Raw genomic sequence first — 16,655 nt, 5'->3', positions numbered from 1 at the left:
AAACAAACGAAAAAAGAATGAAAATAGTAATAATAAATTACGGAGCGGGAAATATTCAGAGCATTATGTTTGCTATTGAAAGATTGGGTTTTAAGGCTGTTCTAAGTAATAATCCGGACGAAATTAAAGCAGCAGATAAAGTAATTTTTCCTGGCGTTGGCGAGGCAAGTTCAGCAATGACAAAACTTCGCGAAAGCGGTTTAGATAGTTTGATTCCACAATTGAAACAGCCGGTTTTAGGAATTTGTCTTGGAATGCAGTTGATGTGTAATAAAACCGAAGAAGGTAATACAGAAGGTTTAGGAATTTTTGATGTGGATGTTTTGAAATTTTCAAACAATGTAAAAGTGCCGCAAATGGGCTGGAATCAGATTTATGATTTAAAAACCGATTTGTTTAAAGACATTTCTGAAAATGAATTTATGTATCTGGTTCACAGTTTTTATGCGCCAAACTGCGCAGAAACTATCGCAACAACTAATTATGACGTAGAATATGCATCGGCTTTGCAAAAAGAGAATTTTTATGGAACGCAGTTTCACCCGGAAAAAAGCGGTGATGTTGGAGAGAAGATTTTAGGGAACTTTTTAAACATGTAAATCCCAAATTCCAATTCAATAACAATTTCAAAAATCAATCAAAATTTCAATTTTAGAAAAATCTACAATCTAAAATCAGAAATCTAAAATTATAAAAATGAGAATAATACCAGCCATAGATATCATTGAAGGAAAATGCGTTCGTTTATCCAAAGGTGATTATGATACGAAGATAATTTATAATGAAAATCCGCTTGAAGTGGCAAAATCATTTGAAGCACACGGAATCGAATATCTGCATTTAGTGGATCTTGACGGTGCAAAATCGAGCAAAATTGTCAATTATAAAATATTAGAACAAATCGCATCGCAAACGAGCCTGAAAATTGATTTTGGAGGCGGATTAAAATCAGATGATGATTTGAGAATTGCCTTTGAAAGCGGTGCAAATCAAATTACTGGAGGCAGTATTGCTGTAAAAAACAGAGCAATTTTCGAAAAATGGATTTCGGAATACGGAACTGAAAAAATTATTCTTGGAGCAGATGCAAAAGATGAAAAAATTGCCGTTTCAGGTTGGTTAGAAGAATCAAATGAAGATTTGGTGCCATTCATTCAGGATTATCAGAATAAGGGAATTCAATACGTTATTTGTACCGATATTGCCAAAGACGGAATGCTTCAGGGACCAAGTTTTGATTTATATGGTAAAATTTTAGCAGAAGCAAAAGGCATAAAACTAATCGCTTCTGGTGGAATTTCAACTTTCGACGAATTACCAAAATTAGCAGAACTAGGTTGCGAAGGAACCATCATTGGAAAAGCGATTTACGAAGGAAGAATCACGCTGAAACAACTAGAAAATTATATTATTGGTAGAATGTAAAAAGTGAAATGTAAAATGTCTATTGAAAGTCTAATTTTTAACAAATATCATTTCACGTTTTACATGTCACAATTAACAAAAAAAAAATGTTAGCAAAAAGAATTATACCCTGCTTAGATATAAAAAACGGAAGAACGGTAAAAGGCGTTAATTTTGTTGATTTACGCGATGCCGGAGATCCTGTGGAACTGGCTGCAATTTATTCAGCTGAAGGTGCGGACGAATTGGTTTTCCTGGATATTTCAGCAACCGAAGAAAGACGCAAAACGCTTGTAAATATGGTACGAAGCGTGGCAGAAAAAATCAATATTCCGTTTACAGTTGGCGGCGGCATTTCATCTGTAGAAGATGTTGATATTCTGCTGAATAACGGAGCAGATAAAGTTTCGATCAATTCATCGGCTGTTAAAAATCCGCAATTGATTAATGATTTGGCCCGGAAATTCGGCAGCCAGTGCGTTGTGGTGGCAATCGACGCTAAACAAATTGACGGACAATGGATTGTGCATTTAGTGGGCGGAAAAGTGCCAACGGAGTTAAATTTATTCGATTGGGCTGTTGAAGTAGCAGAACGTGGTGCAGGAGAAATTTTATTCACTTCTATGGATAATGACGGAACTAAAAATGGTTTTGCAAACGAAGCTTTGGCTAAACTATCCCAAATGGTAAATATTCCGATTATTGCTTCGGGAGGTGCAGGAAACATTCAGCATTTCGTAGATTCGTTTAAAGAAGGAAAAGCTGACGCCGCTTTGGCAGCAAGTGTTTTTCACTTTAAAGAAATCGAGATCAAAGCGTTGAAACAGGAACTTAGAGATAACGATATTGAAGTTAGACTTTAATAGATGAAAGAAGCAGGAAGAAAGATTTAAAACAATAAAAAAATAATATTTAAGTTCGAATTTAGACTTTAAGACTTTCGACTTTACAACTTTAGACTAATATGGAAATCGATATTAAAAGCGCACACGGATTAATTCCGGCTATAATCCAGGATTCAGAGACAAAAAATGTTTTGATGCTGGGTTATATGAACGAAGAATCGCTTCAAAAAACAATAGAAACTCAAAAAGTAACTTTTTTCAGCCGATCCAAACAAAGACTTTGGACAAAAGGCGAGGAGAGTGGCAACTTTTTAGAATTAGTAAGTATAAAAAATGACTGCGACGGCGATACGCTTTTGATTCAGGCAAAACCAGTTGGACCAACGTGTCACACAGGCGCAGATACTTGCTGGCAAGAACCAAACGACACGAATTACGGTTTCATTTCTCAGTTAGAAAATACTATTAAAACCAGAAGAGAAAATGCTGATTCTGAGAAGAGTTATGTAGCTTCTTTATTCGGAAAAGGAATCAATAAAATTGCCCAAAAAGTAGGTGAGGAAGCGGTAGAAGTGGTTATTGAAGCAAAAGATAATAATGATGATTTATTCCTTAGCGAAAGCGCTGATTTATTATTTCATTATTTAATTCTGCTGCAGGCCAAAGGATATCAGTTAAATGATGTTGTTGAAGTTCTGAAGGGACGCCAGAAATAGTTATTCTATTATAATTAATTATTAGGAGAAATCAATATAGTATAATATTTTGGTTTCTCCTTTTTTAAATTATTTTCTTAATATATCTTTGAGAAAAAGTAGAATGGAAATTGAATTAATCAAACAAAATTATTTAAATAATAAAATATTAACAGAAAATGAACTTTTCTTACTTTTAGAAAACTTTCTGGATACTGTTTTAAATCTAAGTAGATTTGAAAATAATTTGCATTCATTTTATAATTATAGAAATTATAGTCGAATAAAAATTATGATTTTAGATAATGGTTTAGAGATTCCTGAAACTTTAATTTCAAAGATTAAAAATATACTTCCTATTGAAAGAAGATTTTTAGAAAAAGAATCAAAAACCAAAATATATCTGGGAGTTTTTATGGTAATCTTTAGTATAGGATGTTACTTTCTGTTTCAAAATGAATTTGAAAGAGCACCTATTTTCTTTGTAATTAGTATTTTATTATTTGGTTTACTTTTTTTATTTAAAGGAATAAATGATTTAAATAAAGTTCAGAGAAGTAATTTTTGATTTATTTACTCCACAAACTCAAAAACGGCAAATTCCTTTGGCTGGTGAAAACCAAATTTTAAACTCTTATAAGGTTGTAAAGCAAGATATTCGGTTGTGTTACTGTAATCAATTCTAAAAGCGTTTCCTTTCCATTTTGTGCCTGCTTTTGGTCTTGTGAAATTACCATTTTCGATCTTTTCAAGACTTGAAAACGGGATTTTTATTTCGGTGCAAAAACCTTCGGGAGTTGTTTTGCTTACAGCTTCTAAGCCGATAATGTCAAAATCCATTGATGTATTCCATCCGCCGCATTCAGGAGAAATACATTTTAAAAGCATGTCGTAATAGGTTGAGAAAGCATTTACACCAATTTCAACGTAGTTTTTTCCGTCTCCGTCAGGATCAATAAAAATCTCCACCAAATCATCCGTTTCATAAATTTTAGAATCTTTTGGCTGGGATTTTCCAACTATTTGGGAATCAGCAGAACGATACGCTATATAAAGATTCTGGTCATTCCATGAAAATGAAACCATTGTACTCTGCACCGCTTTTTCTCCTGAATTATGAATGACAAACGGACCCAGAAAGGGGTTTTTCCAATCGCTTAAATCGCCGTCAATACTAATTTTTTCATTTGTTTTATAAATTGGTATCGACTGGGAATAAATTGAATTCGTGAAAATCACCGAGATAAAGAATAAAGGCAGATAGAATTTCATAATTTAGGTTTGATTTGAAATGGCTAAAATAAAGAAGAATAAAGGAACTTCACTATTAATTTTAAGAGAATAGAAATTAAAAACTTAATTCGAATGATTACATTTGTTTCAGATTAAGTTCTATAAATTCTTATTATTTTATATTTCCAGCTAATGAAAAAATACTTTGGAAGCATTTTAACTGCTTTATTAATTGGTTTTAGCGCTAATGCTCAGGGACTTTTGAATAAGTCAGAAACAGTTTTTACACATCAGGATACTTTACGTGGCAGCATCACTAAAGAAAGAGCCTGGTGGGATTTGAAATATTATCACCTTAATGTAAAGGTTAATCCGGCTGAAAAATCAATATCAGGTTCAAATACGGTTCGTTATACTGTTTTAACAGAGAATAACCGTATGCAGATCGATTTGCAGGAACCAATGAATATTACCAAAGTAACGCAGAATGGTAAAGAATTAAAATTTGAAAGAGACGGAAATGCTTTTTTTATTACTTTGACAGAAAACCAAAAACCGGGTGATATAAAAGAAATTGTGGTTTTCTTTAACGGGAAACCAAAAGAAGCAGTTAAAGCTCCGTGGGACGGCGGATTTTCATGGAAGAAAGATAAAAACGGAAAAGATTTTATTGCTACATCTTGTCAGGGTTTAGGCGCAAGTGTATGGTGGCCGTGTAAAGACCACATGTACGATGAAGTTGAGAATATGTTAATCAGCGTGAATGTTCCGGGTGATTTAACTGAGGTTTCAAACGGTAGATTAAAAAGTGTTAAAAAAGAAAAAGACGGAACAAAAACATTCAATTGGTACGTTTCGAATCCAATTAATAATTATGGTGTAAATATCAATATTGGTGATTACGTTAATTTTTCTGAGGTTTTTAAAGGCGAAAAAGGAAATTTAGATTGTAGTTACTATGTATTAAGAGATAATCTGGCTTTAGCAAAAGAGCAGTTTAAAGATGCAGGAAAGATGCTGAAAGCTTTCGAAAACTGGTTTGGGCCGTATCCGTTTTACGAAGACAGCTACAAACTGGTTGAAGTTCCGTATTTAGGAATGGAGCACCAAAGTTCTGTAACTTACGGAAACCAGTACAAAAATGGTTATCTGGGACGTGATTTAAGCGGAACAGGCTGGGGATTAAAATTTGATTTTATCATTATTCACGAATCAGGGCACGAATGGTTTGCCAACAATATTACGTATAAGGATATTGCAGATATGTGGATTCACGAAAGTTTTACAAACTATTCAGAAAGTCTTTTCCTTGAATATTATTACGGAAAAGATGCAGCAGCAGAATACATCATCGGATGCAGAAAAAACATTCAGAATGATATTCCAATCATCGGACATTATGATGTAAACCACGAAGGTTCAGGAGATATGTATCCAAAAGGGGCGACAATGCTGCATATGATGCGTCAGATTATTAATGATGATGCAAAATGGAAATCAATTCTAAGAGGTTTAAATAAAACTTTTTATCACCAAACCGTTACTTCAAAACAGATTCAGGATTATATTAATGAGCAGTCTGGGATTAATTTTAACAGAGTTTTTGCTCAATATCTAACAACAACTCAGATTCCGGTTCTTGAATATATGTTTAAAAATGGAACTTTTGGGTATCACTGGACAAATTGTATTGCAAAATTTGATATGCCGGTAAGAGTGAAATTAAACGGAGTTGAAACTTGGCTGAAACCAACAACAGAATGGCAGTCTGAAAAAACTACTAATGAAGACAGAAAAGTAGAAGTTGATAAAGATTTCTATGTTACTACTTCTAATATCGTAGAATAAGTTTTTTAAAATACAAAATATAAATCCCAAAATCCCGAAGCCTCGGGATTTTGGGATTTTTTTACTTTTAAAGATAAAGTATGTCATTTCGACGTAAGGAGAAATCGCACTAGTATTTCTCCACAGTAATAGCTAATTTTTGTAGAGTTTCGTGTGTGATTTGCTTCGCCAGTTCGCTATCGCTAGGGTCTCGTTCCTCGAAATGACAAATATTGTGTGATAGCTTTCAGATCAAACCTTATCGGTTATTCAATTTCGCTTTCTCCTTAATTATATCGGCAATTTTTCTGTTCTCAATTTTACTTTCCAGCCACGAAATAATATCAAGGTATAAGAAAGCCCTTTTCTCGTAGGTATTTTTCTCAAGTTCAACAAAACGGGTATGCATTTTTTTGAATTCCTTTTTAATATCAGCAGGATAAAAATTGTTTAGGTTTCGCAGGAATTTGATGATTTCTTTTTGAACCTCGTGCAAATCATTCATTTTTAGTAAAAACTTATACGTGTTTTTAAGATGATTCTCCAGGTAATAGTCTTTCCCTAATTCATAATGCGCAATAAGCGATAACAATCTTGCAAAGCACAATAAGTCCTCACGCATGGTTAAGTTCTTGTTGTTGATTATTTTATCAAGATAGTTAATGCACTCATTGTACTTTTCGTTTCCAAAATAAATCGAAGCAAATTTGTAGAAAAACAACATTTCGTGATGTTCGTCCAGATGCTCGCTGTGAATTTTTAATTTTTCCAGAATCTCAGGAATCAGATATTCGCTTTCTTCAAATGTACCTTCTAAAATATGCAGGTTTAGTTTGTTGTTATACACATATAAAAATGATAATGACGCAATATTATCATTTACCGGAAATTTTTCATCCTCGATAGTTTCTTCTAAAAGTGAAAGATAACGTTTGAAATTAGACGTGTATTTCAACATATAAAGCGATTCCAGAAAATAATGATTCCCTTTTAAAAAGAAAACCGGGTTCAGATAAATCATGTTTGGATTATCATAAAATAATCTGACCCATTTGTAAGCAAATTTATAACTCGCTAAAAAATCCTGAACCAAAAAGCTTCGCCAAAGATTAGCGTTGTAAAACCAATACTTTTCCCTGAAACCAAACTTACTTTCGTCAAGTTTGGCAATATGTTTATTAAAATAATCGTCTATATATTTATATTCCTCATCACTTTTTACGTAACCCGTTTTCAGCATGATTCCGTATAACTGAAGCGAAAGATTGGATAATTTACTAGAAATGGTGTTTCGGTAATTCAGTTCTTTGGCCTGAACAACCAGTTCATCGGCACGGCCCTGAATACTTCGGGTAATGTATTGCGATTCTATCAGTTTTTCGAATTCGACAATTTCATACGCCATGTATTTTTCGTCATTTTCAAGAGCCTGCTGTTTGGTTTTGTCCAAAATTTTCAAACTCTGTTTATAAAGACCTTTATTATATAGAATTACCGCAAAATCAATCTGTTCCCGCAATTGATAACGAATGTTCTGGCTTGGGATATTCAAACGGATACTTACCAGGATTTGTTTGTATAAGTATGATTTTAAGTTAGACAGCTGTACTTTTTTGATGCTGCCGCTCTTAAGAATCAGTTTTTCATCGTAGGTTTCAGATCTGTCCAGAATATTGAACAATTCAATGAATTTAGTGTTCGAACTTGTCTCTAATCGGCTTGCAAAAATTTTAAACTGTCTTTTTTCAGATTTCGAAAGTGATTTAATCAACACAAATAAGAAATCTTTTTGATGGTTAGCCATTGTAAAAAATAATAATATAACTTATTGATTATTAAATATTTAACTCGTTATAAATTGTGTTATGCACAGTATAATTTCATTAAAATGAATTTCGTGCTGAAGAAGTACAATATATATTTGTTATCAAGATGTGAAATTACATTAAATAAATGAATATGAATAGAGAGAAAGTTCAAATTTTTGACACCACCTTACGCGACGGTGAACAGGTCCCAGGATGCAAGTTAGATACTAAACAAAAATTAGTAATCGCAGAACGACTAGACAAAATGGGAGTTGATATTATCGAAGCCGGTTTTCCTGTGTCAAGTCCGGGCGATTTTTTATCGGTCTCTGAGATTTGTAAAATTGTAGAAAATGCAACCGTCTGCGGACTGACAAGAGCCGTAAAAAATGACATTGATGTTGCGGCAGCTGCTTTAAAGCATGCTAAGAAACCTAGAATCCATACCGGAATCGGAACTTCAGAATCTCATATACTCCACAAACTGCAAACTACGCCTGAAGATATTATTGCAAGAGCAAAATATGCTGTAGCCCATGCAAAATCGTACGTAGAAGATGTAGAATTCTACGCCGAAGATGCCGGCAGAACAGATAATGCTTTCCTTGCAAAAGTTTGTGAAGAAGTTATTAAGTCCGGAGCAACGGTATTAAATATTCCTGATACAACAGGATATTGTCTTCCGGAAGAATACGGAGCAAAAATCAAATATTTAAAAGAAAACGTAAAAGGAATCGAAAACGTAATCCTTTCATGCCACTGTCATAATGATTTAGGAATGGCAACTGCAAACTCAATTGCAGGAGCTATTAATGGTGCAAGACAAATCGAGTGTACTATTAATGGTATCGGGGAAAGAGCAGGAAATACAGCTCTTGAAGAAGTGGTAATGATTTTCAAACAACATCCTTACTTAAATTTAGATACTAACATCAATACAAGAGAATTAAACGAAATGAGCCGTTTAGTTTCTGAAAGTATGGGAATGATTGTACAGCCAAACAAAGCAATCGTTGGCGCAAATGCTTTTGCTCACAGTTCCGGAATTCATCAGGATGGTGTGATCAAAAACAGAGCAACTTACGAAATAATGGATCCGCTTGATGTTGGTGTAAACGAATCTTCAATCATTTTAACTGCAAGAAGCGGAAGAGCAGCATTAGCTTACCGTGCAAAAAAAGTAGGTTACGAGCTTACAAAAGTACAATTAGACATTGTTTATATTGAATTCTTAAAGTTTGCCGATATTAAAAAAGAAGTAGTAGATGCTGATATTCATCAGATTATCGAAGCTTCTAAAATTGAAGGCGAATTGATCAGAAATTAATTAAAAAGAATATAGAAAATAGAGTAAACAGAATAGAATAAAAAAGAAAAAACAAACAAAGATTTAAATCATAAAGAACGAGACGTTATGAATTTGAAAATAGCAGTTTTACCAGGAGACGGAATTGGACCGGAAGTTATTGCACAAGCCAAGAAAGCATTGTATGCTATTGGTGAAGTGTACAATCATGAATTTGTTTTTGAAGAAGCTCTCATGGGAGCGATCGCCATTGACAAAACCGGAAATCCGCTCCCGGAGCAGACTTTAAATCTTTGTTTGAATACTGATGCTGTTTTATTTGGTGCTATTGGAGATCCAAAATACGATAATAATCCAAATGCAAAAGTTCGTCCGGAGCAGGGATTGTTGAAACTTCGTAAAGAATTAGGTTTGTTTGCGAACATTCGCCCTATAAAACCTTATAAAGCATTAGTAGGTGCTTCTCCTTTAAAAAGAGAAATTATTGAAGGAGCTGATTTTACTATTTTCAGAGAATTAACCGGCGGTGCTTATTTTGGAGCTAAAACATTAAATGAAGAGGGTACACATGCTTCAGATTTATGTGAGTATTCAGAAGAAGAAATCACCAGAATTGCGCATTTAGCTTTTAAACAAGCGCAAAACCGACGCAAAAAGCTTACAATGGTTGACAAAGCGAATGTTTTGGAAACTTCAAGATTGTGGAGAAAAGTGGTTCAGAAAGTAGGAGAAAATTATCCTGATGTAATCTTAGACTTCTTATTTGTAGATAATGCGGCAATGCAGCTGATTTTAAATCCAAAACAATTTGATGTGATTTTAACTGAGAATTTATTTGGCGATATTTTATCAGATGAAGCCAGCGTCATTACAGGTTCGATTGGTTTATTGGCTTCGGCATCATTAGGTGAAAATAATGCGCTTTTCGAACCTATCCACGGATCATATCCTCAGGCAAAAGGAAAAAATATTGCCAACCCAATCGCTTCTATTTTATCGGCAGCAATGCTTTTGGAACATTTCGGATTGTTTACAGAAGCTGAAATGATTCATAAAGCAATAGAAAAAGCAATTGAATACGAAGTGGTTACAGTTGATTTAAAACCGGATTCAAAATTTGGTACAAATGAAGTAGGAGAGTTTGTTTCTAATTTCATTTTCAGCAAAGATGATCTGTTGTATTTTAATAATGATAATGTTTCGATTGGTCAATCGACAATAGTTTAGATTTTTTATTAAAATAATGAATTAAATAACAAGAAGTATTGAAAATGTTGAGATTTTATTTTTTTAGTTCTTAAAGTTTTTGTACTTTTGTAACACTAAAAAAATAAAGAAATGCAAATCTCAATTATTATCACTTCTGTCGTTGTTGTCAATGTGTTCAGCACATCTGCAGCGGGAATGGTATAAATATAATTGAAAAACTATATTACAAACCTTCCAAATACTGGAAGGTTTTTTTTTGAATAAAAATAAAGTAAAAAAACAAGACAATAATGGAATTAAATAAGTACAGCAAGACCATCACCCAAGATCAGACACAACCTGCGGCGCAAGCCATGTTATACGGAATTGGTTTAACTGAAGAAGATTTGAAAAAAGCACAAGTAGGTATTGTCAGCATGGGTTACGACGGAAATACCTGCAACATGCACTTAAATGATTTAGCTCAGGATGTTAAAAAAGGTGTTTGGGATGCTGATCTGGTCGGACTTATTTTTAATACTATTGGCGTTAGTGACGGAATTTCAAATGGAACCGAAGGAATGCGTTATTCTTTGGTTTCCAGAGATGTAATTGCAGATTCTATCGAAACTGTTGCCGGAGCACAGTGGTACGACAGTATTATTGCTATTCCCGGCTGCGATAAAAATATGCCCGGAGCGTTAATCGCAATGGGAAGATTAAACCGTCCGTCAATGATGGTTTACGGAGGTTCAATACACTCAGGAAAATGGAAAGGAGAATCTTTAAACATTGTTTCTGCTTTTGAAGCTTTAGGAAAAAAAGTAAAAGGCGAAATTACTCCGGAAGATTTTAAAGGTGTTATTCAAAATGCCTGCCCGGGTGCTGGTGCCTGCGGTGGTATGTATACCGCAAATACGATGTCTTCTGCAATCGAAGCATTAGGTATGAGTATGCCATACAGTTCTTCTAATCCGGCTTTAAGCCAGGAAAAAAGAGACGAATGTCTTGCTGCCGGAGCAGCGATCAAAATTTTATTAGAAAAAGATATTAAGCCAAGAGACATTATGACTCGTAAGGCTTTCGAAAACGCTATTACAATTGTAGCTGTTTTAGGAGGTTCTACAAACGCTGTTATGCACTTAATTGCAATGGCACATTCTGTTGGAATTACCATTACTCTTGATGATTTTCAGGCTATTAACGACAGAACGCCTGTTCTTGCCGATATGAAACCAAGCGGTAAATATATGATGGAAGATATTCACGAAGTTGGAGGTATTCCGGGGGTAATGAAATATTTACTAAAAGTAGGACTTATTCACGGAGATTGTTTAACGGTAACAGGGAAAACAGTTGCTGAAAACTTAGCTTCAACTCCGGATTTACAAGACGGACAAGAAGTAATTCATGAAATTCAAAAAGCGTTAAAACCAACAGGAAATATTCAGGTTTTATACGGAAATCTTGCTTCTGAAGGTGCTGTAGCAAAAATCAGCGGAAAAGAAGGAGAATATTTCGAAGGACCGGCTGTAGTATTTGAAGGTGAATTTGAAGTAATTCCGGGACTTCAGGCCGGAAAGATTAAACCAGGTAATGTAGTCGTCATTAGAGGATGCGGGCCAAAAGGTGGTCCGGGAATGCCGGAAATGCTAAAACCTACATCTGCCATCATTGGAGCCGGATTAGGAAGCAGCTGTGCACTAATCACAGACGGCCGATTCTCCGGAGGTTCGCACGGATTCGTGGTAGGACACGTAACACCAGAGGCTTATGACGGAGGTGGTATTGCACTTGTAAAAGATGGAGATTTAATCGCTATCGATGCTGTAAAAAATACTATCGACCTGAAAATATCTGACGAGGAATTTGCAGCAAGAAAAGCAGCATGGGTTAAGCCGCCTTTAAAAGTCGACAGAGGAGTTTTACTTAAATACGCCAGATCGGTTTCAAGCGCATCAACAGGATGTGTAACCGATAATTAATTTTAAAATAATATCAAAAATCAATATCAATGACAATAACAAAATTCAAATAGTAATAAATAAAAAATTCAATTTAAAATTTATAATTGAAATTGAATTTTACCATTGCCATTGAATTTTGGAATTGAATTTTGACATTGAAAAAACAATATACTATGAGAATATCAGGGGCAGAAGCCGTTATCAGATGTTTGTTAGAAGAAGGAGTAGACTTAATTTATGGATATCCGGGAGGAGCCATAATGCCGGTTTACGACGAATTATATAAATTTCAGGACCAGTTGCACCACGTTTTGGTGCGTCACGAACAAGGCGCTACCCACGCCGCTCAGGGATATGCCAGAGCCACAGGAAAAGTAGGGGTTGCAATCGCTACTTCTGGACCGGGAGCAACCAATTTAGTGACCGGAATCGCTGATGCACAAATCGATTCTACACCGTTGGTTTGTATTACTGGACAAGTTGGAAGACATTTATTAGGTTCTGATGCTTTTCAGGAAACGGATATCATCGGAATTTCAACTCCGGTTACAAAATGGAATTTTCAGGTTACTGAAGCTTCTCAGATTCCCGAAATTATCGCAAAAGCATTCTATATTGCACGTTCCGGGCGTCCGGGACCTGTATTGGTCGATATTACTAAAAACGCTCAGTTTGACGAGTTTGATTTTAGTTACGAAAAATGCACAGGGATAAGAAGTTATGTTCCGGTTCCAAAATTAAACCTTGACAAAGTTGCCGAAGCTGCCGCTTTAATCAACAGTGCTAAAAAACCTTTCATTGTTTTCGGACAGGGAATTATTTTAGGTCAGGCTGAAGCCGAATTTAAAGCAGTAATCGAAAAATCAGGAATACCGGCTGGATGGACAATTTTAGGACTTTCTGCTTTACCAACAGATCATCCGCTAAATGTGGGAATGTTAGGAATGCACGGAAATTATGCGCCTAATTTACTAACAAACGAATGTGATGTTTTAATCGCTTTCGGAATGCGTTTCGATGATCGTGTTACAGGTAAATTAAGTACTTATGCTAAACAGGCAAAAGTGATTCACTTCGAAATTGATCCGGCAGAGATTGATAAAAACGTTAAAACAGAAATCGCTGTTTTAGGAGATGTAAAAGAATCTTTAGCAGCTTTATTACCGCTTCTTGAGGCAAAATCTCACGATGCATGGCATAATGAGTTTAAAGAATTAAGTAAGGTTGAATACGATTCTGTAATTAAAGAAGAATTAAATCCAACAAACGGCAAAGGAATTTCAATGGGAGAAACTATTGAAATGATCAACAAACATTCAAATGGAGACGCAATTATTGTTTCTGATGTTGGTCAGCACCAAATGTTTGCCTGCCGATACGCTAAGTTCAATTCGACTAAAAGTAATATTACTTCAGGAGGTTTAGGAACTATGGGATTCGCACTTCCTGCAGCAATTGGTGCTAAAATGGGTAAACCAGAGCGTGAAGTAGTTGCGATTATTGGCGATGGTGGTTTCCAGATGACCATTCAGGAACTTGGAACGATTTTCCAAACCGAAGTTCCGGTTAAAATCGTGGTTTTAAACAATGAATTTTTAGGAATGGTTCGCCAATGGCAGGAATTATTCTTTGATAACAGATATGCTTCTACCCGAATGATTAATCCAAATTTCATTGCCATTGCCGAAGGATATCATATCAAATCTAAAAAAGTTACACAAAGAGAAGATCTTGACGTAGCTATTGCAGAAATGCTGGCTTCGAAAGATTCCTATTTCTTAGAAGTCGTTGTTGAAAAAGAAAACAACGTTTTCCCAATGATTCCAACAGGAGCTTGTGTGTCAGAAATTAGATTAAGTTAAAAAAAGGTTTCATGTTTCATGTTTCAGGTTGCAAGTTTAAAACTTGGAACGTGAAACCTGAAACTAAAAAAACTAAAAAACAACATGGAAGATAAAACATTTACCATATCGGTATACTCAGAAAATAACGTGGGTTTATTAAACAGAATATCAGGTATATTCTTAAAGCGTCACATTAATATACTAAGTCTAAATGTTTCTGAATCAGAAATAGAGAATGTTTCAAGATTTATCATCGTAGTAAATACTACAGAGAAATGGGTTCAGAATATCGTAGGACAGATTGAAAAGCAAATTGAGGTTATAAAAGCATTTTATCATACAGATGAAGAAACAATTTATCTTGAAAATGCATTGTTCAAAATCGCTTCAAGTTTGTTGTTTGACGAAAAACAAATTCAGAATATCATCAAAGAAAGCCAGGCGACAATTGTAACTGTTTCAAGAGATTTCTTCGTGATTTCAAAATCAGGAAGACGATCAGAAATTGAGGAATTGTACGCAAAATTCAAGCCATATGGAATCATGCAGTTTGTACGTTCTGGAAGAATTTCGGTTTCAAAACAAAAAATGGAGATTTCGGCATTGTTAGAAACCTTCAAATAAAAAAATAAAATGTGATATAACATCATCACAATCATTTATATACAAATTAATTATTAAATTTCATTTCATTAAATATTTTAAAACAAAATGGCAAATTATTTCAACACATTACCACTTAGATTACAATTAGAGCAACTAGGAGTTTGCGAATTTATGGAGCAGTCAGAATTTGCAGACGGAATTGCAGCATTAGCAGGAAAAAAAGTTGTTATTGTTGGTTGTGGTGCACAAGGTTTGAATCAAGGTTTAAATATGAGAGATTCTGGTTTAGACATTTCTTATGCATTGCGTGCAGATGCAATTGCTGAAAAGAGAGCTTCATATAAAAATGCAACTGAAAACGGATTTACAGTTGGTACGTATGAAGAATTGATTCCAACTGCTGATTTAGTTTGCAACTTAACTCCGGATAAACAACACACTTCTGTAGTTAATGCAATTATGCCATTAATGAAACAAGATTCAACTTTGGCTTATTCTCACGGTTTTAATATTGTCGAAGAAGGAATGCAGATTCGTAAAGATATCACAGTTATTATGTGTGCTCCTAAATGTCCTGGTTCTGAGGTTCGTGAAGAATACAAAAGAGGTTTTGGTGTGCCAACACTTATCGCGGTTCACCCTGAAAACGATCCAAACGGATTAGGTTTAGATCAGGCGAAAGCTTACGCTGTAGCAACTGGAGGACACAGAGCAGGAGTTTTAAGATCTTCTTTCGTAGCAGAGGTAAAATCAGATTTAATGGGAGAACAGACTATTCTTTGTGGTCTTCTTCAAACTGGATCTATTTTGTGTTTTGATAAAATGGTTGAAAAAGGAATCGATGCTGCTTATGCTTCAAAATTAATTCAGTACGGATGGGAAACTATCACTGAAGCTTTGAAACACGGTGGTATTACAAATATGATGGATCGTTTAAATAATCCTTCAAAAATTGAAGCATACGAATTGGCTGAGGAATTAAAAGACATTATGCGTCCGTTATTCCAAAAACACCAGGACGATATCATTTCTGGAGAATTCTCAAGAACTATGATGGCTGACTGGGCTAACGACGATGTTAACTTATTAAAATGGAGAGCGGCTACAGGAGAAACTAACTTCGAAAAAACAGCACCGCAGGAAGCTCCAATTTCTGAGCAGGAATATTTTGACAATGGAGTTTTAATGATTGCTATGGTAAAAGCAGGTGTAGAGTTAGCTTTTGAAACTATGACAGAAGCAGGAATTATCGAAGAATCAGCTTACTACGAGTCATTACACGAATTACCATTAATTGCAAACACAATTGCAAGAAAGAAATTATTCGAAATGAACCGTGTAATTTCTGATACCGCTGAGTACGGATGTTATTTGTTTGATCATGCATGTAAGCCATTGTTGACTGAATTCATGAAGAAAGTGGATACTAATATTATTGGAAAACCGTTTTCAACTTCAAACGGAGTAGACAATACTGTTTTAATTGCTGTTAATAAAGAAATCCGCCAGCACCCTATCGAAGAAGTAGGAGCGTGGTTAAGAGAGTCTATGACCGCAATGAAAAAAATTGGATAATAAATTTGGGAATTTTCACTTATTTTTTAGTGAAATTTGCTCTGTATCAATGTTTTAGGTTAATATTTTGAATTAGTAAGCACTTATTAAAGTAAATGGATATAGATGCATATTGCATTCACTTAACTTCAAATATACAAGTAAGTTAAGTGAAGCTAATCCCTATAAAAGGGGCATGTTTTTAAACAAAAATATGCTTTGTTTAAATTTCTGTTTTAATTAATAATGATGCTGCTATTTTCGAAATAGATAGAATATTGTAATGCAGAATTACAAAATTAATTGTTATTGAAATTTGTTAAATTAAAAGGTGTGATATTCATTTATCGCGCCTTTTTTGTGATTCACTTTTTGGCG

At 34.6% G+C, this 16,655-nt stretch carries 14 protein-coding genes; 12 read left to right on the top strand and 2 right to left on the bottom strand.

Going from position 1 to position 16,655, the window contains the following annotated elements; translation table 11 throughout:
* Positions 1–17 precede the first annotated feature (17 nt).
* From hisH to OZP11_RS01990, 5 genes are all read left to right on the top strand, one after another.
* Positions 18–599 carry an imidazole glycerol phosphate synthase subunit HisH gene (gene hisH / locus OZP11_RS02010; RefSeq protein WP_281233575.1) on the top strand — a complete coding sequence of 194 codons (582 nt, stop codon included), beginning with the start codon at positions 18–20 and terminating at the stop codon, positions 597–599.
* A gap of 97 nt (positions 600–696) precedes the next feature.
* Positions 697–1,425 carry a 1-(5-phosphoribosyl)-5-[(5-phosphoribosylamino)methylideneamino]imidazole-4-carboxamide isomerase gene (gene hisA / locus OZP11_RS02005; protein WP_281233574.1) on the top strand — a complete coding sequence of 243 codons (729 nt, stop codon included), beginning with the start codon at positions 697–699 and terminating at the stop codon, positions 1,423–1,425.
* 86 nt (positions 1,426–1,511) lie between these two features.
* Positions 1,512–2,267, top strand: a complete 756-nt coding sequence (gene hisF / locus OZP11_RS02000; RefSeq protein ID WP_281233573.1) for an imidazole glycerol phosphate synthase subunit HisF — start codon at positions 1,512–1,514, stop codon at positions 2,265–2,267.
* A 101-nt stretch (positions 2,268–2,368) separates the two neighbouring features.
* Positions 2,369–2,965 carry a bifunctional phosphoribosyl-AMP cyclohydrolase/phosphoribosyl-ATP diphosphatase HisIE gene (hisIE, locus tag OZP11_RS01995; RefSeq protein ID WP_281233572.1) on the top strand — a complete coding sequence of 199 codons (597 nt, stop codon included), beginning with the start codon at positions 2,369–2,371 and terminating at the stop codon, positions 2,963–2,965.
* 103 nt (positions 2,966–3,068) lie between these two features.
* A complete protein-coding gene (locus OZP11_RS01990; RefSeq protein WP_281233571.1) occupies positions 3,069–3,512 on the top strand; it encodes a hypothetical protein in 444 nt (147 codons plus the stop codon).
* A gap of 5 nt (positions 3,513–3,517) precedes the next feature.
* Here OZP11_RS01990 and OZP11_RS01985 read toward each other — a convergent pair whose 3' ends face one another.
* Entirely contained in the window at positions 3,518–4,216 is a 699-nt protein-coding gene (locus tag OZP11_RS01985; protein ID WP_281233570.1) for a carbohydrate-binding family 9-like protein, read from the bottom strand.
* 153 nt (positions 4,217–4,369) lie between these two features.
* On the opposite strand from OZP11_RS01985, the gene OZP11_RS01980 reads away from it, so the two are divergent.
* Positions 4,370–6,025, top strand: a complete 1,656-nt coding sequence (locus OZP11_RS01980; RefSeq protein ID WP_281233569.1) for a M1 family metallopeptidase — start codon at positions 4,370–4,372, stop codon at positions 6,023–6,025.
* A gap of 238 nt (positions 6,026–6,263) precedes the next feature.
* Here the strand turns inward: OZP11_RS01980 and OZP11_RS01975 are convergent, their stop codons facing one another.
* Positions 6,264–7,808: a hypothetical protein gene (locus tag OZP11_RS01975; protein ID WP_281233568.1), complete on the bottom strand. Its 1,545-nt coding sequence runs from the start codon at positions 7,806–7,808 to the stop codon at positions 6,264–6,266.
* A gap of 155 nt (positions 7,809–7,963) precedes the next feature.
* Between OZP11_RS01975 and OZP11_RS01970 the strand changes: the two genes are divergently transcribed.
* From OZP11_RS01970 to ilvC, 6 genes are all read left to right on the top strand, one after another.
* Positions 7,964–9,139, top strand: coding sequence for a 2-isopropylmalate synthase (locus tag OZP11_RS01970; protein ID WP_281233567.1), 1,176 nt, complete (start codon positions 7,964–7,966; stop codon positions 9,137–9,139).
* Between the two features lie 87 nt (positions 9,140–9,226).
* Entirely contained in the window at positions 9,227–10,345 is a 1,119-nt protein-coding gene (gene leuB, locus OZP11_RS01965; RefSeq protein ID WP_281233566.1) for a 3-isopropylmalate dehydrogenase, read from the top strand.
* 272 nt (positions 10,346–10,617) lie between these two features.
* Positions 10,618–12,291 (top strand): dihydroxy-acid dehydratase, encoded by a 1,674-nt coding sequence (ilvD, locus tag OZP11_RS01960; RefSeq protein ID WP_281233565.1) that lies wholly within the window; start codon positions 10,618–10,620, stop codon positions 12,289–12,291.
* Positions 12,292–12,446: 155 nt separating this feature from the next.
* Positions 12,447–14,135 carry a biosynthetic-type acetolactate synthase large subunit gene (ilvB, locus tag OZP11_RS01955; RefSeq protein WP_281233564.1) on the top strand — a complete coding sequence of 563 codons (1,689 nt, stop codon included), beginning with the start codon at positions 12,447–12,449 and terminating at the stop codon, positions 14,133–14,135.
* Positions 14,136–14,219: 84 nt separating this feature from the next.
* Positions 14,220–14,741: an acetolactate synthase small subunit gene (ilvN, locus tag OZP11_RS01950; RefSeq protein WP_281233563.1), complete on the top strand. Its 522-nt coding sequence runs from the start codon at positions 14,220–14,222 to the stop codon at positions 14,739–14,741.
* 87 nt (positions 14,742–14,828) lie between these two features.
* On the top strand, positions 14,829–16,298 hold the full coding sequence (ilvC, locus tag OZP11_RS01945; protein WP_281233562.1) for a ketol-acid reductoisomerase: 1,470 nt from the start codon (positions 14,829–14,831) through the stop codon (positions 16,296–16,298).
* Positions 16,299–16,655 lie beyond the last annotated feature (357 nt).

This window comes from Flavobacterium gelatinilyticum (genome assembly GCF_027111295.1).
GTDB lineage: Bacteria > Bacteroidota > Bacteroidia > Flavobacteriales > Flavobacteriaceae > Flavobacterium > Flavobacterium gelatinilyticum.
The sequence above is the reverse complement of the archived record's forward strand: the minus strand, read 5'-3'. Positions and strand labels throughout refer to the sequence as shown.